At 54.9% G+C, this 19,740-nt stretch carries 18 protein-coding genes; 8 read left to right on the top strand and 10 right to left on the bottom strand.

All coding sequences use genetic code 11. From position 1 onward, the window contains the following. Window positions 1-45: 45 nt before the first annotated feature. Together ACA373_RS03310 and ACA373_RS03315 are read right to left on the bottom strand one after the other, a co-directional pair. Window positions 46-1,503 (bottom strand): aspartate aminotransferase family protein, encoded by a 1,458-nt coding sequence (locus ACA373_RS03310; RefSeq protein WP_370734003.1) that lies wholly within the window; start codon window positions 1,501-1,503, stop codon window positions 46-48. Between the two features lie 5 nt (window positions 1,504-1,508). Beyond that, complete coding sequence (locus ACA373_RS03315) at window positions 1,509-2,900, bottom strand: diaminobutyrate--2-oxoglutarate transaminase (RefSeq protein WP_253454320.1); 1,392 nt, start codon at window positions 2,898-2,900, stop codon at window positions 1,509-1,511. Between the two features lie 590 nt (window positions 2,901-3,490). Between ACA373_RS03315 and ACA373_RS03320 the strand changes: the two genes are divergently transcribed. Continuing rightward, entirely contained in the window at window positions 3,491-3,955 is a 465-nt protein-coding gene (locus ACA373_RS03320; protein WP_253454319.1) for a hypothetical protein, read from the top strand. Between the two features lie 147 nt (window positions 3,956-4,102). Next, a complete protein-coding gene (locus ACA373_RS03325; RefSeq protein WP_370734004.1) occupies window positions 4,103-4,990 on the top strand; it encodes a benzoate transporter in 888 nt (295 codons plus the stop codon). A gap of 27 nt (window positions 4,991-5,017) precedes the next feature. Here the strand turns inward: ACA373_RS03325 and ACA373_RS03330 are convergent, their stop codons facing one another. From ACA373_RS03330 to ACA373_RS03340, 3 genes are all read right to left on the bottom strand, one after another. Then, the gene (locus ACA373_RS03330; protein ID WP_253454317.1) at window positions 5,018-5,422 is read right to left on the bottom strand and encodes a cupin domain-containing protein; all 405 of its coding nucleotides are present in this window, start codon (window positions 5,420-5,422) and stop codon (window positions 5,018-5,020) included. 636 nt (window positions 5,423-6,058) lie between these two features. After that, on the bottom strand, window positions 6,059-6,466 hold the full coding sequence (locus ACA373_RS03335) for a DUF2000 family protein (RefSeq protein ID WP_125290061.1): 408 nt from the start codon (window positions 6,464-6,466) through the stop codon (window positions 6,059-6,061). A gap of 33 nt (window positions 6,467-6,499) precedes the next feature. Further along, a complete protein-coding gene (locus ACA373_RS03340) occupies window positions 6,500-7,354 on the bottom strand; it encodes an AraC family transcriptional regulator (RefSeq protein WP_125290060.1) in 855 nt (284 codons plus the stop codon). A gap of 350 nt (window positions 7,355-7,704) precedes the next feature. On the opposite strand from ACA373_RS03340, the gene ACA373_RS03345 reads away from it, so the two are divergent. Then, window positions 7,705-9,771 carry an FUSC family protein gene (locus tag ACA373_RS03345; RefSeq protein WP_370734005.1) on the top strand — a complete coding sequence of 689 codons (2,067 nt, stop codon included), beginning with the start codon at window positions 7,705-7,707 and terminating at the stop codon, window positions 9,769-9,771. Here ACA373_RS03345 and ACA373_RS03350 read toward each other — a convergent pair. Both ACA373_RS03350 and ACA373_RS03355 read right to left on the bottom strand, forming a co-directional pair. Further along, window positions 9,758-11,080 (bottom strand): D-serine ammonia-lyase, encoded by a 1,323-nt coding sequence (locus tag ACA373_RS03350; RefSeq protein WP_369894783.1) that lies wholly within the window; start codon window positions 11,078-11,080, stop codon window positions 9,758-9,760. The genes ACA373_RS03345 and ACA373_RS03350 overlap by 14 nt on opposite strands. Window positions 11,081-11,189: 109 nt before the next feature. Next, window positions 11,190-12,278, bottom strand: a complete 1,089-nt coding sequence (locus ACA373_RS03355; RefSeq protein WP_253454314.1) for an NADH:flavin oxidoreductase — start codon at window positions 12,276-12,278, stop codon at window positions 11,190-11,192. Window positions 12,279-12,380: 102 nt separating this feature from the next. Between ACA373_RS03355 and ACA373_RS03360 the strand changes: the two genes are divergently transcribed. The 3 genes from ACA373_RS03360 (at window position 12,381) to yajD (ending at window position 14,393) form a co-directional block, all read left to right on the top strand. Continuing rightward, window positions 12,381-13,253 carry a LysR family transcriptional regulator gene (locus tag ACA373_RS03360; RefSeq protein WP_370734006.1) on the top strand — a complete coding sequence of 291 codons (873 nt, stop codon included), beginning with the start codon at window positions 12,381-12,383 and terminating at the stop codon, window positions 13,251-13,253. A 96-nt stretch (window positions 13,254-13,349) separates the two neighbouring features. Further along, on the top strand, window positions 13,350-13,910 hold the full coding sequence (locus ACA373_RS03365) for a YtfJ family protein (protein ID WP_253454312.1): 561 nt from the start codon (window positions 13,350-13,352) through the stop codon (window positions 13,908-13,910). Window positions 13,911-14,045: 135 nt separating this feature from the next. Beyond that, window positions 14,046-14,393: an HNH nuclease YajD gene (gene yajD / locus ACA373_RS03370; RefSeq protein WP_253454311.1), complete on the top strand. Its 348-nt coding sequence runs from the start codon at window positions 14,046-14,048 to the stop codon at window positions 14,391-14,393. Between the two features lie 191 nt (window positions 14,394-14,584). On the opposite strand, the gene ACA373_RS03375 is transcribed toward yajD, so the two are convergent. Further along, window positions 14,585-15,079, bottom strand: coding sequence for a heme-binding protein (locus tag ACA373_RS03375; protein WP_253454310.1), 495 nt, complete (start codon window positions 15,077-15,079; stop codon window positions 14,585-14,587). 453 nt (window positions 15,080-15,532) lie between these two features. Between ACA373_RS03375 and ACA373_RS03380 the strand changes: the two genes are divergently transcribed. Next, window positions 15,533-15,928 carry a YgiW/YdeI family stress tolerance OB fold protein gene (locus ACA373_RS03380; protein ID WP_301250928.1) on the top strand — a complete coding sequence of 132 codons (396 nt, stop codon included), beginning with the start codon at window positions 15,533-15,535 and terminating at the stop codon, window positions 15,926-15,928. A gap of 261 nt (window positions 15,929-16,189) precedes the next feature. Here the strand turns inward: ACA373_RS03380 and ACA373_RS03385 are convergent, their stop codons facing one another. Continuing rightward, window positions 16,190-17,086, bottom strand: a complete 897-nt coding sequence (locus tag ACA373_RS03385; protein ID WP_253454308.1) for a polysaccharide lyase family 7 protein — start codon at window positions 17,084-17,086, stop codon at window positions 16,190-16,192. A 324-nt stretch (window positions 17,087-17,410) separates the two neighbouring features. Between ACA373_RS03385 and eco the strand changes: the two genes are divergently transcribed. Further along, window positions 17,411-17,923, top strand: coding sequence for a serine protease inhibitor ecotin (gene eco, locus ACA373_RS03390; RefSeq protein ID WP_301250925.1), 513 nt, complete (start codon window positions 17,411-17,413; stop codon window positions 17,921-17,923). Between the two features lie 421 nt (window positions 17,924-18,344). Here the strand turns inward: eco and ACA373_RS03395 are convergent, their stop codons facing one another. Beyond that, complete coding sequence (locus tag ACA373_RS03395) at window positions 18,345-19,271, bottom strand: MBL fold metallo-hydrolase (protein WP_301250923.1); 927 nt, start codon at window positions 19,269-19,271, stop codon at window positions 18,345-18,347. Window positions 19,272-19,740: the final 469 nt, after the last annotated feature.

Here is a 19,740-nt window from a genome sequence, read left to right on the forward strand (position 1 = left end):
GCCGGTAACGGGCGTTACCGGCTTTGATCCGTACAGAACGGATAACTATGCGAGAGAAGCCGCCGTGCGCTCTACCAGCGCCAGCAGAAGCTTGATGTCTTCCAGCGTCACGGTTGGGTTCAGCAGCGTCATCTTCAGGCAGGTTACGCCGTTGTGTTCGGTCACGCCTACGTTGGCGCGCCCGGAATCCAGCAGCGCATCGCCGATCTTCTGGTTAAGCAGGGCGATTGCCGCATCGTCGCCCTGTTGCGGACGGAAGCGGAACAGCACGCTTGCCAGCTGTGGCTCCATCACCAGCTCCAGCGCAGGCTGTTCGGCAACCCAGGCCGCAACCTGCTGCGCCAGCGTTACGCCGTGATCGATGATCTCGGCATACTGCTTCTGGCCCAGCGCTTCCAGACCCATCCACATTTTCAGCGCGTCGAAACGGCGCGTGGTTTGCAGGGATTTGGAAACCAGATTCGGCACACCCTGAGCTTCATCGAACTCAGAGTTCAGGTAGGCCGCCTGGTAACGCATCAGCTCGTAGTGACGCGCTTCTTTCAGCAGAAACGCGCCGCAGCTGATGGTCTGGAAGAACTGCTTGTGGAAGTCCAGGGTGATGGAATCCACCAGCTCGATGCCGTCCAGATAATGACGATACTTTTCAGAAAGCAGCAGCGCGCCGCCCCATGCCGCATCAACGTGCAGCCAGGTCTCGTTTTCTGCCGCAATCTGCGCGATTTCACGCAAAGGATCGATAGCGCCCGCATCGGTGGTGCCCGCCGTTGCGACGATAGCCAGCACCTTCTCGCCGTTGGCTTTTGCCAGCGCCAGTTTGTCAGCCAGATCCGCCGTATCCATACGCGCAAAGCGATCGGTTTTCACCAGCGTCACGGAGCGGTAGCCCAGACCCATCAGCGCCATATTCTTCTGCACGGAGAAGTGGGCGTTTTCAGAGCAGAACACTTTGATCTTGCTGAGATCGCCCGGCAGACCATCCTGCTGGACAGAGTGGCCCTGACGCGCAAAGAACGCATCGCGCGCCAGCATCAGCCCCATCAGATTGCTCTGGGTGCCGCCGCTGGTAAAGACGCCCGCGTCGCCGGCCTGATAGCCGACCTGAGCGCGCAGCCATTCAATCAGCTTCATCTCAATGATGGTGGCTGAAGGGCTTTGATCCCAGGAGTCCATGCTCTGGTTGGTGGCGTTGATCAGCACTTCCGCCGCCTGGCTAATCACCAGGCTAGGGCAGTGCAGGTGCGCCACGCACTGCGGATGATGCACAGACAGACTGTCTTTCAGGAAGTACTCGATCGCACGCTCAATGGCGGCCTGGTTGCCCAGGCCCTCCGTGGTGAAATCCAGCGCGATACGCTCACGCAGCTCGGCTACGCTTTTGCCCTGATACATCTCAGGCTGTTGCAGCCACTGCACAACGGCCTGGCTGGTCTGGGCAATAGCCTGCTGGTAGGCTTCGGTGCTCTGCGCCGAAGCTGCCAGAATAGGGTTGGACCGGGACATCAACTTCACTCCGCAGAAACAGGTTTAACGCCGGCAGCAACCAGGGCGACTTCAAATTTATCCAGGAAAATACCCAGCTCTTCATTGCTAATCAGCAGCGAAGGCAGCAGGCGCAGCACGCAGCCGTGACGGCCGCCGCGCTCCAGGATCAGGCCAGCTTCAAAGCATTTCTTCTGCAACAGCGCGGAAAGCTCGCCATCGGCTGGGTAGCAACCCATATGATCCTGCGGCTCGTTCGGCTTGACGATCTCAATGCCCAGCATCAGGCCCAGGCCGCGCACGTGGCCGATGACCGGATAGCGCTTCTGCATCTCTGCCAGTTTCGCTTTCAGCCATTCGCCCTGTTCGGCAACTTTATCGGCGATATTGTTGTCTTTCAGGTGACGCAGGGTGGTCAGGCCGGTTGCCATCGCCAGCTGGTTGCCGCGGAAGGTGCCGGTGTGGTGGCCAGGTGCCCAGGCGTCGAACTGCTTTTTGATGCCCAGCACGGCCAGTGGCAGACCGCCGCCTACAGCTTTGGACATCACAATGATGTCCGGCTCGATGCCCGCGTGCTCGAAGGCGAAGAACTTACCGGTACGCGCGAAGCCAGCCTGCACTTCGTCCAGGATCAGCAGAATGCCGTGTTCCTGGGTCACTTTACGGATGCGCTGCAGCCACTCGACCGGAGCCGGGTTCACGCCGCCTTCGCCCTGAACCGCTTCCAGGATCACCGCCGCAGGTTTGCGCACGCCGCTTTCCACGTCGTTGATCAGGTTTTCAAAGTAGTAAGCCAGCGCCTGCTCGCCCGCCTTGCCGCCGATACCCAGCGGGCAGCGGTACAGATGCGGATAAGGCATAAACTGCACTTCCGGCATCATGCCGTTAACGGCTTCTTTCGGCGACAGGTTGCCCGTTACCGCCAGCGCGCCGTGGGTCATTCCGTGGTAGCCGCCGGAGAAGCTGATCACGCCGGTACGGCCGGTGTATTTTTTCGCCAGCTTCAGCGCGGCTTCAACGGCGTCAGCGCCGGAAGGGCCGGTAAACTGCAGGCAGTATTCTTTGCCCTGGCCCGGCAGTAAAGAGAGCAGGTAGGCAGAAAATTCATCTTTCAACGGCGTCGTCAAATCGAGCGTATGTAACGGCAAGCCACTGGTAATGACATTTTGGATGCTCTGCAGCATATCAGGATGGTTGTGGCCAAGCGCCAGCGTACCTGCACCGGCAAGACAATCAAGATATTGATTATTCTCAACATCTGTAATCCAGACTCCCTGTGCTTTAGCAATGGCGAACGGCAGCTTGCGCGGGTAGCTCCGCACGTTCGATTCATATTCAGCCTGACGGGCTAAAAACGCTTCATTGTTTCCTGATGAATTCGCACCAAAATTATCAATACGGACTTTATCCGTCATCATATCTCTCCTACAACCAGGGTTATAAATAACGCCGTAGTTGAAAAATAAATTAAAAGTGTGAGCGCTGTAAAAAAGCGCGGCCAATATAGGACTTTTCAGCCCCCGACTCAATCATTAATTTTGTTAAGATTACTTTAAGTTTTTCCTATAGTAATCAATATGTTGTTGGTTTTCTGACCCATTATCAGCCCGATGCGTTATTAACATCTCTACAACAAAGCACAAAAAAGGCCTTTTTGAACGCTTTGTGGCGCGCAAAAGGCGAGCAAGGCGTTGCTCTACCGAGGCAAAAACCGCTTTAACGGCCAACGAGCTGACATTTACCCGCGTGCTTAATAAGCGCAGCGGCAATAAAACCCCGCTTACCCCTGGGCTTATTAAGCGCAGCGGCCGTAACGCGCCGCTTCGTTTATAAATGCCCTGAGGAAAATCTTAAACAAAATAAAAGCAGACGGCTTAACCTGCTGTTTTTAATTATAGAGCAAGCAAAGCCTGCGCGATAATGAAACAATTTTCTCGCTCTGAGCTAAATCATAGGCTGTACTCAAATTAAATAACGCGGGCTTACAATTTGAAACGGGAGTGCGGAAATGAGCAATCTGTTAAATATCAACGCTGAGGAGATCCTTACCCTTTTCCGCAAACATTTTCCGCATCTGCCGGAGGATATGGAGAGCAGCGTTAACGCAATTTTAGTTACCGAGCCGCCTCAGGAGGTCAATGCCGAAGTCACGCTTTCAGGGCAGGGTGAAGAGCATCTTATTCACTGTCAGATCATTGAAGGCTATAGCAACACCTGCACCGGCAAGGCCGCTCCGGCTATTTTCCCCCTGCAGCTTGCCAGCACCGGCACGCTCAGCAGCGCGGACTATGCCTTGCTGTTCCGGGATACGGCCCATTTTTACCTGGCCGCCAGCCTGGCGCTCACCGGAATTTTGTTTTATGACGCCGAAAAACAGCAGCTGCTGGGACTTTATACGGGATCGGCCATCGCTTCTGACGACAGCGTATCGTTTCTGCTGGCAGGCGGCTGGCACTCGAAAACGATGGACTGACGAACGGGGCCGTGACGGCCGGATTGTGGAAGGAGACTGTCGTACATCTGCTTACAGGTAATTACGCAAATCTGACAAAATGCTGTAGCGCCGTGTCAATTTCTGTTAATTTGTGGCACTGCTTTTTACGATACAGGCATTATTACCGTGATTTACGACTGCTTTTTATACTATGACGAAGATATGCTGCTGGAAATCCGGCTTAATACGCTCCATAAACACGTAGATAAGTTTGTCGTCGTTGAGTCGCTTTATACGTTTACGGGCAAGAAACGTGAACGTCTGCATTTTGATATCGAAAAATTTGCGGCCTTCAGGGATCAAATTATTTATGTTGTTAACGATCGCGTGCCGGTTATTTATCAGCAGGCTTTTTATTCCAACAGTTCTCTGGTCAACGCAGGGGAGACCGATCCCTGGCAAAACGAAAGCCATGCGCGTAACGCAATTATGCAAGGCCTGACGGACGCGCGGGATGACGATATCATTATCATATCCGATGTGGATGAGATCCCCCATTCTCAGGCGCTGGCGCAGTTCAGCCACAGGCACCTTTGCACCACGCTCTATCAGCATTTCTATAATTTTAAATTTAATTTGCAGGTCATGAACGAAGACGGGACGCCGCGCCTGTGCAAGCTGCCTAAAATGGTGACCTATAAAAACCTGAAAGGCTTTTTTCACGGCCAGCCCGAGCTGCTGCGCAACGTGAAGCGTAAAGGTACGCCGATTAGGGACAGCTGGCTACGCTGGAACCTGCTGAAATTTCGCACCAAAATCGTTCAGCGGGGTGGCTGGCATTTCTCCTGGGTGATGACGGATGAACGCATCAGCGAAAAGATGTCGACTATTTCTCATATTGAGCACGATCGGCCGGAATTTAATAATCCCGACCATATTCGCCGCTGCGTCGAGAACAATATCGACATCTGGAACCGCCCGCGCAAAATGAAGATAGTGCCGGTCGATAACGAGCATTTGCCGGGCTGGCTGGTGGCTAACAAAGCGCGCTTTCAGGCGTTTTTGAAAGAGTAGCGCGCTCCGTGACCACCGGCGCTCTGCCTATGCTTCGCCGCCATATTGCTCATCGGTGACTTTTTCGAGCCACTCCACAACTTTGCCATCCTGCGCTTCCTGGATCGCGATATGGGTCAGCGCGGTTTTGGCGCTGGCGCCATGCCAGTGCTTCTCAAACGGTGGGATCCATACCACGTCGCCGGGACGGATTTCACGCGCCGGTTCGCCCCAGGTCTGCACATAGCCAAAGCCTGCGGTTACGATCAGCGTCTGGCCCAGCGGGTGCGTATGCCAGGCGGTACGGGCGCCTGGTTCAAAGGTGACGCTGCCGCCGCTGGCGCGTGCGGGTTCGTTGGCAGGAAAAAGCGGATCGACGCGCACGGTGCCGGTAAACCAATCTTCAGGGCCTGCATAAGAAGCCTGAGAACCGCATTGATAGATATCAGTCATTATTTTTTCCTTGCAGATGAAAGGCCGACTGCGCCGCAGAACAAGCGAAGAGGGCGGACGAAATGAGATTAACGATAAGCGTAGCGCAAAACGAAGGCGAGAATAAGCTGACTGAACCGAATAAGCTAATGAGTGGCGCTCATGAATAGAAATAATCAATTAATTATTAAGGCTTTATTCTTGTCCTGATCTTTATCGTAAAGCCAGATGCTGATTTTTGCAGTTATTTGCCACGAGAAGTTAAAGGTAACTATGGTTTACAACCTGAATATTATTTTTTAAAAACGCTGACGGGTAAAAACGGGATAAATAAATGCTCTGAATAATCAAAATCGGTGGGTAAAGTGTTCAGCGCTACGCAGCAAATAACCTGCTACAGCGCAAGAAATGTTCCATCAGCTGAACCATTAAGAGGCTTTTTTAGTACGTTACAGCGATCTGGCCTATAGCGTTTTGTCATTACTATAGTCTGTAGGGTAAAGCGTAAATTGAGATGCCGTATAATGCTTTATTATGAGAGGCTTATAAGGTAACAATACCTCGCTTAAAATAAGCCAAAGCAGAAAGGCTCTTCTTAAAACAGGGCAGCATCAAGGGCGGAACAGCCTGCCCGTGCCGCCCAACAAGAAACGCCGTTTAGCTATGCATCGCAAGGCCTTTAATCGCTTTATCGACCGCTTTCTTAGGGCCGCGAATCGCCAGCCCCACTAAATTAAGATTGTCCGGGTCTTCTGCCTGAAAAGCTTGTCGGTTGGCCTCGTCGTGACCGGTCGAAAACATCGCCTGGACATAAGGGATCAGGGTCAGCTCGCGCGCCAGTCCTTTGCAATGCGCAGCCTGTAAACCGGCGAGATCGGCGGCAAACACCAGCATCGGCTGCCCGGCCATACAACCGTAGCGCTGGCCTTTGGCGTCTATATAAGGTTCGCCCCTAATTTCCGGCGCGGCGTAAGCGATACCGCTGGCTAAAAAGGCCGTTACGTTCAGTCGCTGCCAGATGGCAAGATCCTCGCGCACAATCAGTGCGATTTTACTGTCAAACATGCTGCTCTCCGCTGAGTAAGTCAGCTTTTATCTTCAGCGGAGAGAGGACTGGCGGTATAGAACATTTGTGCACTGCTGCTGGTAAGCCGCAGGCGTAATGCGGTAAGCGCGACGGAACCAGCGGCCAAGATGACTTTGATCGGCGAAGCCCACCTGCGCGGCCGCCTGCGCCGGGTGGCATCCCTGCGCCAGCAGCGCGCGTGCGGTTTTCAGCCGTAGCCTGACCAGATAAGCGTGCGGCGACTGGCCGAACGCCTGCTTAAACTGGCGCGTCAGGCGAAAACGATCCAGGCCAACGGCAAGCGCTACATCGTCCAGTCCAATATCGCTGGTCATTGACTCATGCAGAAAATCCCTGACGCGCAGCATGCCGCACAGATCCTGCGCCGCAGAAGGGCGGCCGTGCAGATGACGCGACAGAAGATCCACCAGCCGATCGAGATTTTGATCGCGGGCGAGCCTGCCTTCGGCGCCATGAATAGTGCTGAAAGCCTGCTGGATCGTCAGGTTGAGCCGATCGTCCTGCATCAGGGTTGAGCGAAAAGCCGCTTCCAGCGCGGAAATCTCGCCCAGGCCGCGCCGCTGGAGCTGAGTATTCAGCCAGCTTTGCGGCAGATAAAGCATGCTGTAGGTAAAGCCTTCCGGATTTGGGGCGTGGCCGTCATGTACCGCGCCCGGCTCAATCAGCATAATCTGTCCCGGCGTGCTGGTATGCAGCCTGCGGTGACAGTTAAAACGCTGTACTCCCATATGCGTTACGCCGACCAGCATCTCGTCATGATCGTGCGGATCGTAGGCGTGCCCGCAAAAATGGGCGTGAACGCTTTCGATGCCGGTTTCATTATCCCGGCGCAAAGTCAGCCAGTCGCCGGTAAGAGAGTTTGACATGGATGCTTTTTCGCCTGTACACCGCTCAGCGGCTAAATAATTCAGGCGAGTAAACTAGCATCCACGCCAGCCGCGGCGCAAGGTGGCCTCAATAAGACGCAATCCTTATCGAAGCCGTTGCCGGGTGGCCGCAGAAAAAGTAAAACCGCACAAAAGGCGATAATTGATCTGGCGTAAATTTCGCCATTTTCCCGTTTTTTTCAGGTGATTTAAGCCGTTTTTGAACAGGTTTACTTGCTAAATCATTTAGTTAAGTCATTAATAATTTGTAGTACTAATTGACGGGCAGCGGCATCCGCCTTCTGGCAGGATACGCATCCACGCAATGTGCATCCGGTTCAATAATTTCCATGAAGTGGTTTACCCAAAACGCGGTACTCTTCTCCGCTAAAACCTGTCTGGCCGCCTTTCTGGCACTTTATATTTCGCTTGAACTTAATTTTGAAAAACCAGCCTGGTCGTTAACGACGGTCTTTGTGGCTTCACAGCTCTATTCCGCTGCCACTATCTCCAAGTCGATCTTTCGCCTGTTGGGCACGCTGCTGGGCGGGCTGTTTATTTTCCTGATTTACCCGGAAACCGTGCAGTATCCACTGCTGTTCAGCCTGTGCGTCTCGCTGTGGGTCGCCGTCTGCCTCTATCTCTCGCTGCACGACCGCACGCCAAAAAGCTATATCTTTATGCTGGCAGGCTACAGCGCCGCCATTATGGGATTTCCCGGCGTGGTGTCGCCGCTCTCCATCAGCGATATCGTTATTTCGCGCATTGAGGAGATTACGCTGGCGATTATCTGTAGCAGCCTGGTGCACCAGCTGATCCTGCCGGTTTCCATGCGCAGCCTGCTGGAGCAGAGCGTCAGCGTCTGGTATCTGAACGCGCAGAAGCTGTGCCACGAGCTGATTACGGTCAGGCCAAAAGATAAGTCGCTGGAGCGGGAGGATATTCTGATCCAGATGGCAAACTATCCGACCAATGTGGAAACGCTGATTGTACATTGCGTCTATGAAGGCGATGCGGCGCGCAAGCTGATCCGGCTGGTCAGCGTGCAGTACCAGCACCTGTCGTACCTGATCCCTACGCTGACCGCTATCGAAGCGCGGCTGAGCATTCTGGCCGAACAGCAAATCCGCTTTCCGCAGGAGGTCACGGACGTCTTTGCCGATTTTGTCGGCTGGCTTAATCGTGGCGAGATTGTAGAGACGGCGCAAATGCAGCAGCAGCTTGCCGCGACCCAGACGGCGCTGAAACAGCAGTGGCGGAGCGGGGCGCTCGCCACGGAGGAGAGCATTTTGCTGATGGGCCTGCTGGAACGGCTGGCGGATTTTGTACGCATCGCAGGCGCCTATCAGAGCGTCAGCGTGCTGGTCAGCGATCTCTCCGGCGACACCAGCCTGGCGAAGGAGACGCGAGCGGAGCGCCATATTGATAACGGCCTGCTGCTGCTTTCGGCCGCCACGGCTTTTCTGGCGACCTTTATTTCCAGCCTGTTCTGGATCGGCAGCGGCTGGGCCGACGGCGCGACGGCGCCGATGATGGCGGCGATTGTGGCGTCGTTCTTCGCCAGCATGGATACGCCGCTGGTGCCGATGAAAAGGTTTATCAAAGGCGTGTTTATCGCGCTGGCGATCAGCCTGTTCTACGTGGCCTTTTTGATCCCGCAGGCAACCACCTTCGAGGCGCTGCTGCTGATCCTGACGCCAGGGCTGCTGCTGCTGGGGCTGGTTATTGCCCGTCCCTCGACCAATCTGATCGGCATCAGCGTGGCGACGCAGATCCCGGCGTTTTTGGGCATGACTCACCACTTCACGCCAAATCTCACCGGCCTGATCAATACGGCCATCTCATCGATGGTCGGCATTATCGTGGCGGTGACCATTACGGCGCTGATCCGCAACAAGCGGCCTTCATGGACCGCCAAACGCACGCTGCGCAAAGGGCTGAGCGATTTGCTGCGGCTGGTGAAAGAGATTGAGCGCAACGGATCTTCGCTGCTGGCGCGGCAGCACTTTGTGGTGCGGATGCTGGATCGGGTCAATATTATCCTGCCGCGTATGCGTCTGGATCCGCATCCCGATCTGGTTTCCGGCGGCAATCTGCTGACGGAAGCCTGGCTGGGCGCTAACTGCTATGACTACTATGCCCGCCATCGCGAGCTGCTGGAAAGCTATCGCATTGACAGCGGCCAGATGTTTCACGAGCTGGCGCTGTTTTTAAAGCGGCGCATGAAATCGTTACAGACGCAGCCGCATCAGCATTTGCTGGAGGAGCTGGATCTGCTGTTGCTGAAGCTGGAAGCGTTGGCGGGCAAAGACGAGGCCGTGTTTGCGCCGCTGTTTTATCTGTTTAACGTTCGCCTGTCGCTTTTTCCGGGTCAGCGCTGGCCCGATATCGCCTTATTGAAAACTATCCGGCGCTGAGCGCGCGTTGGCCCGCCGCCAGATAAGCCTGCATCTCTTCTTCCGGCACCATGCCGCCGCCCGTGGCCCAGACCAGATGCGTGGCGCGGGCCATCGTCTCTGCATTAAGGCGATGCTGTGCCAGATAGTGGGCGCTCAGGCGTTGCGGCCCGGCCATTCCGGCCAGCGCGGAAGGTTCAAGGCGAAGATTTTCCGTGGCGGCCAGCGCGGCCAGCAGCTGGTACATCCTCTTATCGCTGAGCGTATAGCAGCCGTCGATCAGCTGCGCCATCGCCCGGCCGACAAAACCAGAAGGACGGCCGACCGCCAGGCCATCCGCCGCCGTTTTATTATCAAGCCCGATATCCGCGACGGCGACGGCCTCGTGCAGCCCGGTGCTCATCCCCAGCAGCATGCAGGGCGAATGCGTCGGTTCGGCAAAGAAGCAGTGCACGTCATCGCCAAAGGCAAGCTTCAGGCCAAAGGCCACGCCGCCCGGCCCGCCGCCCACGCCGCAGGGCAGATAAACAAACAGCGGGTGCGCGGCATCCACCGTTCTGCCTGCCGCCTCAAGCTGCGCGCGCAGGCGCAACCCCGCCACGGCGTAGCCCAGAAACAGCGTGCGGGAATTTTCATCATCGATAAAAAAACAGTGCGGATCCTGTTCCGCCTCGCGACGTCCCTGCGCCACGGCCACGCCGTAGTCTTCCGCGTATTCCACCACTTTTACGCCGTGCGAGCGCAACTTCTCTTTTTTCCACGCGCGGGCGTCGGCAGACATATGCACCGTGACGTCAAAACCCAGCGCGGCGCTGATAATGCCGATAGAAAGGCCGAGGTTGCCGGTTGAGCCTACGGCAATACGCTGCTGGCTGAAGAATGCCCGCAGGCGCGGCGACAGCAGGATGCGGTAATCCGCCTCGGTCGTCAGCAGGCCTGCGGTTATCGCCAGCCGTTCCGCGTGGGCAAGCACTTCATAAATACCGCCGCGTGCCTTAATAGAGCCGGAAACGGGCAGGTGGCTGTCTTTTTTCAGCCACAGCGCGCCGGGGATAGCGCCGTTTTCGGCCGCCAGCCATTGCTGCATGGCGGGGATAGCGATGACCGGCGATTCGATAATGCCGCCCGCCGTAGCGGTTTCCGGAAAGGCCTGCGCTAAAAGCGGCGCAAAGCGCTGGAGCCTGGCTTCGGCCTCTTGCGCATCCTGCCTGCTCAGGCCGACCTGCTTCAGGCCTTCTTCCACGCGGGCAAGATGGGGATTAAACCAGGTGGTGGCTTCCAGCGTCTGCAGCTGGCGGACAACGGGGTGTTGCAGAAGGCTATCTGACATGGCGGCTTGTCGCTCGGCAAAAAAAGAGGGCGCGCGACAGGCCGGACTCACCGACGCGCAGGGTGTCGGTGAGTGTAGCTTTCTCTTTCCTGATGGGAAAGGGCGACCGTTAGTATTCGTCTTCCTTGATATTGGCGACGGGCGCCAGAACCGTTTCCGCCAGCGGCCGCAGCGCCTGGCCCTGCTGGACGCGCTGCGGCCAGTCGTGGTTAGCCAGCGCGGCCTTGCCAATGGCGACAAAATCCGCATTAGCGAGCAGCTGCTCTTCAGCCCGTTCGCCGTCGTCCAGCCCGCCGTTGGCGATAATGACCGTATCCGGTGCGCCGACGCGTGCCAGCTCAACCAGCGAGCGATCGTTATTTTCAAATGCCGGCAGCCAGGCTTTGTATTCGGTGATATGGATATAATCGACGCCAGCTTCCTGCAACAGGGCAAATACTTTTAGCGCGCCCGCTTCGCCTTCCTGCCATTTGTGCTGGAAGTCGTTGACCTTACCCTGAGAAATACGCACGCCCAGCATCGCCTCGCGGCCAATTTTGTTGCGTACCGCGCGGATAACTTCCAGCGTCAGGCGCAGGCGATTTTCGATCGAACCGCCCCAGGCATCTTCACGCTGATTCTGATAGTCGGTAAAAAACTGATCGAGCAGGTAGCCGTTAGCGGCATGAATTTCCACGCCGTCGAAGCCGGCCCGCGTGATGGCACGTTCCGCGCTGTTGGCAAAGCTGGCGATGACCTCCTCAATTTGCTGTGCGGTCATCGCTTCCGGTACGGCGTAATCGCCTTTGCCGTGATAAAAAGCCAGCTGCTGGCCGCGCGGTTTGATAGCGGACGGGCCGATGGTGGTGGTGCGGTGAATATTCGCCTGGGAAAGCGCACCGCCGTGGATCAGCTGAGCGATAACCACCGAACCCGCTGCTTTTACCGCATCCGTAACCTTGCGCCATCCGGCTACCTGCTCGTCGCTGACGATGCCGGGCTGGTAAGCATAGGTCTGCGACCAGGCGCTATCGATATAGAGGCCTTCGGTGATGACGCCGCCGAAGCCGCCCTGCGCGAAGCTGGCGTAGTAGCGCTGTACAATCTCGCCGGGCACGCCCGTTTCAGAAGCGGAGATACGCGTCATCGGCGCGACGAGCGCCCGGTTTTTAAAAGCGATGCGGGCGATCTGACCCGCTTTAAACAGTAAAGGATGCATAATAGTTCCTGAAGATAAATGAATACAGGATCCAGTATAATGAACGCGATGCAACGGCAGAACCGCCGCAAACTGACTAGATGAATAACGGAAACCGTTATAATGAACCTGAAAGACGTTGAGGTTTTCTGCGCGATCGTAGCCGTGGGCAACCTGACCAGGGCCGCCCGAACGCTGGGATCGACCGCCATGACCGTTTCCCGCCGTCTGGCGCTGCTGGAAAGCGAGCTGGGCGTCAGGCTGCTGCAACGCACCACGCGCGCCGTCTCGTTGACCAGCGAGGGCGAAGAGTTTTTGCCCTATGCGCGGGCGATGGTTGAAGCAGAGCAGACGGCGAAAAATATGTTCAGCGCCGGGGCGACGGGCGCTTTCGGGTTGCTGCGCGTGACCGCGCCGTCCGGCTTTGGCAGGCGCAACGTTTTGCCACTGCTGCCTGAACTGATGGCCGCTAATCCGCAAATGAAGGTCGAGCTGAATTTAAGCGAAGATGCCGTCGATATCGTGGCGCAGGGCTATGACATCGCCATCCGCATCGCGCCGCTGCGGGATTCCCGGCTGGTGGCGCACAGGCTGGCGGATAACCCCAGAGTCCTTTGCGCCTCTCCGGCCTATTTGCAGCGTAACGGTACGCCAAAGCTGCTGGCGGATCTGAAAAACCACGCCTGCCTGCGGCTGTCCGCGCTGCCGTGGTGGCTGTTTGAAAATCAGGGCGGCGCGGTCAGCTACACGCCGGATGCCCGTTTCAGCTGTAGCAGCGTGGAAGGCGTGAGGGAAATGTGCGTGGCCGGGGCGGGCATTGCGCAGCTGACCGCGCTGGACATTCGGGAAGAAGCGGCGCGAGGCGAGCTGGTACCGCTGATGCTTGAGGATATGGCGATGCCCGCGCTGGCCGTCTGGGCGCTGCTGCCGACGCGGCGCTATACGCCGCGCAGAGTGACCGCCTTTCTGGCGGTGTTAAAACAATCGCTTGGCTGAGAACGGACTATGGTTAAGGTTCCGGATCGCAGGTCACAGAACGCAGGTGCAGGCCGTGCCGATCTGTCCCTTTATACGCTTTTTTGCGGAGAAAAAATGAAGCCAGTTCTGTTTGCTCTTTTGACGATCGTCACCGCCAGCGCATCGGCCAGCAACATAGTGATCAATCAGCGCGTTCCCGCTGCCGGCGTGGCCGTACAGGGTGAGCTAATCTGGCAGCAGCAGCAAATTTCTGCACGGCCCTGGAACAGCGCCCAGCTTGGTGGCAAAGTACGGGTGCTGCTGCATATGGCCGGAAGAATTTCGGCTAAAGATCAGAACGCCGCATTGATTGACGCGTTGAGCAAGGCGAACCTGCCGCACGATCGCTACCAGACCACCACCATTGTTAACACCGACGACGCCATTCCGGGCAGCGCGGTATTTGTCCGTGCCAGCCTGAAATCCGCAAAGGAGGCGTCGCCCTGGTCGCAGTTTATTATTGATGCTAACGGCGCGGTCAGGCGAGCCTGGCAGCTAAAAGCGGGCGGCTCGGCAGTCATGGTGCTGGACAGCGAAGGGCGGGTGCGTTTTGCCCGCGAGGGCGCACTGACGCCCGCCGAAAACCAGCAGGTGTTAGCGCTGCTGAAAAGTTTGCTGGAGCCGCAGACTTCCTGAGCCTTCTTGCCCGCTTTTGAGAGCGTTCGCGCAGAGTGAAAAACGGCCGCAACAGACAGCTTGAAGTAGCCTGTTAAGCGCGGTAGCCTGCCTGCATCGAATATAAATCTCTTTTTATGACAGGTAACATCGGCAATGGCTTTGATCCCCAAAAACTACGCGCGGCTGGAAAGCGGCTACCGCGAGAAAGCATTAAAAATCTACCCGTGGGTATGTGGACGCTGCTCGCGAGAGTTTGTTTACTCAAACCTGCGTGAACTCACCGTCCATCATATCGATCATGACCATACTAATAATCCGGCAGACGGCAGCAACTGGGAATTATTGTGCCTGTATTGTCACGATCACGAACACTCAAAATACACTGAGGCTGACCAGTACGGTACCAGCGTTGTGGCGGGGGAAGACGCGCAAGACGATGTGGGCGCCGCCACCTATAGCCCTTTCGCCGATTTAAAATCGCTGCTTAACAAGAAGAAATAGCGCCAGAAATAGCCGCTTCCTGCTCAGGGCAGCCGCTATGCGAGACGCCGGTCTGCTTTGCGCAATAAACGGATGTTGCAGTGCAGTTAAGCAGGGCAGGCCCGGCGCGCGGCCACCCGCAAGTCACCATAGCCAGCAACCACGGAAGACAGCACTTTTCCCCCGCCGTTGCTGGCTGCTCGCGCTTTACTTTATTTTTGCTGTTCGCTTTCGCCAATGACTTTGTTAATGGCTTCGGTTCCACACCGATCGTCGGACTCGGCGCCGCCGGTTCCCGCCATGCCGATAGCGCCAATCCACTGGCCGCGATATTTAATCGGTACGCCGCCGCCCAGCAGCAATAGCTCGTTAACGGTGTTCAGGTTAACGGTATCCGGCGAGGATTGAGCTTTACGGGTAAACTCTTTCGTTGGCGTTTTGGTAGACAGCGCCGTGAAGGCTTTGCGCCAGGCGGCCTGCGTATTATGCGGCCCCACGTTATCATCTCTCATCAGCGAAACCAGGTTTCCGCCACGATCCACGACGGCCACCACGCCCTGGCGATTCATACCGTGACATACGGACAGCGCTTCCGTGGCCAGCTTACTGCTGAGTTCCTGCGTCATGTCATAGACGGCTGCTGGCCCGGTAGCCAGAGCCATGCCTGGCGTCGTAGCGAGCGCAAGGGCAATCATAAAATGTTTCATTTGTGCTCAGCTCCCCCGATACCGCTTAACGGTTTTTTACTGGCAGCGAGAGGCAGGGCAGCGACAGACCTTTTCATGTTAATTCTCCTGTATTAATCACCCTGCTGTTATACCCGCGTGGCTGTCGTCATTACCTGTCAGAAAGATGACCATATTGTCATCTGGCGCGCCGCGGCCGCCTGGTGCTGGTGCTGGCGTAAGCCCCGGCAGAAGAGAGCGCAGGGTACGCGGACACCGGCAACGCCCGCAGTTTGCCGTTAACAGAAGACGCCGTTTTAACCATTAAAAATGGGTTTGCGCATAATGCGTATATAAGTCAATCAGTTGCAGAATAAAATATCCGCGCTACAGTTGATCTTTCCCGGTTTTGCCCTTATCGCACGCTGAGCGGTGCTGATAAGCCAGATGAACTCACGTTTAAGATGAAACCATCCACCTGAATGGAGAGAACAGATGAAGAAAAAATTGATGCTCACGGCTTTGCTTGCCGCACTAAGCAGCGGCGTCGCGGCCGCTGAAGGCGGATTTAAGGCGGGAGAAAAGGCTCCGCCGCCTGAAAAGGAAGATGCGGCACAGAAAGGCACAGAGGACACGCGCGCCACAAAAGCAAACCTGATCCGTGATTTCAGACAGGGCGGCTATACAACGCTTGAGGGATATATTGTCAAGGAGCAAAGACCGGGCAGCTATCTTTTTCGTGATGCCAGCGACGAGGTTCGGCTACAGGCTTCTGCCGATGCTTTTCTCGGCAAAACCTATCAGGCTGATGACAAGGTTCGCGTCAGCGGTCGCGTTTATGGCAGAGCGGATAACGCCTTTATGAAAGTGACCCGGATCGAAAAACCCTGAACGGCGCAACAGAGCCGGCGACCCTGTTTCTTTATAGCCTCGGCATCATTTTCCTTTATAAAAGCGGGAATGTATCAAGCCAGTTATGACGCCTGCTTTTTGAGCAGGGCGCAGTCATAACGTACGAGGAGCTGCATAACCGGCAGGCACAGGGCATAACGCGCTTTTTCAGGGCTGATCGCCACGCAAGCCTGCTACGCCCTGACGCGGGCGTCTGCTTCTGGCGCAAAACAGAAGCAGCGCGCGGCCGCAGGCGGCTTTCTACTTAAGTTGGGCTTTAACGGCGGCCGTCTTGACGTTTAAGGCATAGCGGGCGTCGGCGTCTTCTACCGCTTTGATGCGGGTAGAGATATCGTTCAGCACGATCCTGGCAGCACTCAGAGCGATCGCGCCGCTCCGGTAGTCCTGCAACAGCTTGTCCAGCTCGACGTCAAGCTGTTGAGCCAGGTCAGGCTGCGCCGCATCAGGCGCTTCGCCTACATAGAACTCATAGATGCGCAGTGCGGAGCGGTCGCCGGCAGGTTCTGTGTCAGCGCCCTGGTCGATCTGATTGTACACGCCAACATGCGGAACGTGTGGGCGAGCTAATCGTCCGGCAGTGAGCGTAAACTCTTTACGGCTGGCAGATTCGCCATGTCCACAAACCACGGTGAGCTTGTTCCCTCTGATGCGGTATTCCAGCTCCAGAAGCGCCGGGGTTGCGCCGACGTTGACGAGTTTGACTTTGTCGGGGTCTTTGGTTTCGTCATAGTCCCGCACGCCTACCTTGATCTCGCCATTGTCGTAGAAGCCCTTGATGGTAGGGTCATTGCCGTCGTCACAGTGTAGTTGCAGCACTACTACGTCACCGTCGTAGTTTACGGCCAGCAGCTCGCCCTTCAGGCGGATGAGCAGTTCGGTGTAGTCCTTCAGGAAGATCGGCGCCGGGAACTTGAACTCGGTGCGAGTGCGCTTCACGGAGCCGGTAGTGGCGCCAGTTGTAGGTGCGATCACGTCGAAGTAATCCGCACCGCGTCGGATCAGACCTTTGGCTTCCAGATCGGCCAGCACCGATTCGACAAGCTCAGCGGACTTGAAAGTCCGGGCGGTACTGGCGCCGGGCTTTTTCAAAGGGGTAGTCAGATCCAGTTTGAGCAGGGTATCCAGTGGTTCAGTCATGCTTACTCCGTGTTAACAAAATGCGTGAGGGATAAAAACGCTGTTTCTTATTTGGATAAATGAAATAGGTTAATTAAGCGCTTATCGGAATATAGCACCCTTTCTTCTTTTGCTCTGAGGGCAGGGATGTTTTGAGCGCAATCACCCATCGCTCGCGCCTGGGATCACGCCGTGTAAATTATTTTTTACGGGGGTTAAGCGTCTATCATTCGTCAGGAGGTGACAGTAAAGACTGGTCTTTAATAGAATGGCAGTAGTTAATGCTATTAAATTAATTTATGGCAATGAATTAATCTGGATTAAATACTACTAAGGACTTATAGAATGATCAGAACCCCTACGCTGGCTGTATGTTTGCTGATAACCGCCGGTTGCCTTTCAGCCAGCACTTTTGCTCAGCAACAGTCTTCAGATAATCTTGCCCCTTATCCCAAACCGGAAAAAGGCATAAGCCGACAAATAATACAGCTGCCAGAACGTAAACATGAAGAGTTATATAAAGTGGAACTGATGATTGGTCAGACACTGGAAGTTGACTGTAACCAGCATCTTCTCCTCGGCCAGCTGCACAGCAAGACAGTTGATGGTTGGGGCTATGATTATTATGTCTATGAGGCAGCGAAATCGCCAGACTCCGGCGCAATGCACATCTCGACCAGAATGGCCTGCCCGGCAGGTAAAAAGGAAAAGAAATTTGTGCCCGCCAACCTCGGGGCGGATGGCATGTTGAGGTATAACAGTAAACTTCCCGTCGTGGTTTATACGCCAGAGAATATTGAGGTTAAATATCGTATCTGGAAAGCCGATGATAAAATCAACGCTGCCGAAGTGAGATAATTGATTTACGGGTAAACTCTCTTGCTTGTATCTGACATTATGTGGTGATTAGCTACCACCACCGAAGCAGAGTGAGCCCGTCCTCGTCCTTCAGTTCATTACAACACTGAACCTTGATTTGCAGCACATGACCCTCCGCTTCACCTTCCACGCCAGCACATCAGGTGAGGGCTGGCAACCCGGCCGCGCAAGGGAACCGGAGGGCGCCTTCAGGATGTTGGCGTCTTTGATCTTCAGGAAGAGTAAAACAGTGTTGCACCAGCCGGATAGCTGAAGGAAACAGAGAGAATGTAAATCGCCATTTACAGCAGGAATTTTACTGCTGCTACTGTATTAACAATGAAAATTACCCTATGCAAAAAGGGCCTCATCTCCACACAGACGGGCCCTTTGCTTAATCATCGTTGGGGCTGATAATTACTTAGCCGCGTGCGGTCAGCCAGGCATATTCACTGCCAATCCAGGTGTAACCCTCTGCGTCCTGGCGCAGACGACCAATTCCCGGAAATGCCTGGTGCGCCGCGCCGATCCAGATACCCGTTGACGACGTTTCTTTCAGAGCCCACTCTCGTGAACTCACTGCTTTTTCCGGAATAATGTCCAGATTAATAGTCGCTTCAGCATGAGACAACTGCACTGCTGGTAAGTGAGTGATGTCACCCCAGAACAAAATAGTTTCACCAGCAGATTCAATACGGAAGCCGGAATGCCCTGGCGTGTGACCCGGCAGGCCAATCACTTTCACCAGACCATTTAGCAGGTCGTCTCCATTTTCAAAAGTCTGGAAACGGCCAGCTTTGATATAGGGCGCGGTAGCGTTTTGTGCAACATCGATGAACCAGTGCTGCATTTCCGGAATTTTTGCAGTCGTTGCTGAATCCAGCCAAAATTCAGCATCAGCTTCAGGCACCCAGACAGTTGCGTTCGGATAGGTTGCATTACCATTATCATCAGAAATGCCGCCAACGTGATCCGGATGCAGATGGGTAATCAGAACCGCATCAATGTCTTCAGGAGAATAACCAGAGGCTCTGATGCTACTTTCAAGACGGCCCATGGTCGGCCCGAATTTATTACCTGAGCCCGCGTCAATCAGAACGATTTTTGAACCGGTATCAACGATAAATGCATTAACCGAAGTATCAATTTCACCGGTTACAGGGTGCAACTGACGCTGCAGGGCGGCCTGGCGTTTATCATCAGTAACGCCTGCGAATGCTTCAGGATTAATTGCTACAATGCCGTCATAAACTGCGGTAATAGTGTAATCACCCAGAATACGACGCTGAAATCCAGCCGACTGCTCAAGGGAAGAAAAATCACGCGCAGGTTTTTTAATGATACTCATAATGTCTCTCTTATTTAGGGTCGGAATGATTTCCGTGCTGAGAAATATATCCGCTTGTCCTGAATGTCAGAAGACAGGATTTTGATTATACTAAGTTATTAAATTTAATACCAATCAACCCCGGAATGGGGTTGTGCATATCTTTTTGATTTAATTGGTTTTTTTCAGGAGAGGTTGGTTGGTTCCTGCCTGAGGTAAAGCTTAAAAAGCATTAGTGCTCTACGAATATTTGTCAAATAAAGGGAAGGGTCGATAAATAATAATGTTTAAGTGGTGATATTACTTTCATATCCCTTACCACATGTCATGTCTTTTATTAACTGGCGTGAATTTTTCATTTTCCTCTTGTATGATTTTTGAAACGATTTTTCCCACAAGTGCTGAAAGAAGTTAAAAACCTGTAGAATCGTTATGTTTTCATACTCTGAGGTTCCCTGTTAAATAATGGCTTTTCAAGCGTTGCTTTGGG

The organism is Erwinia sp. STN24 (assembly GCF_041320675.1).
In the GTDB taxonomy this organism is placed as follows: domain Bacteria; phylum Pseudomonadota; class Gammaproteobacteria; order Enterobacterales; family Enterobacteriaceae; genus Erwinia; species Erwinia aeris.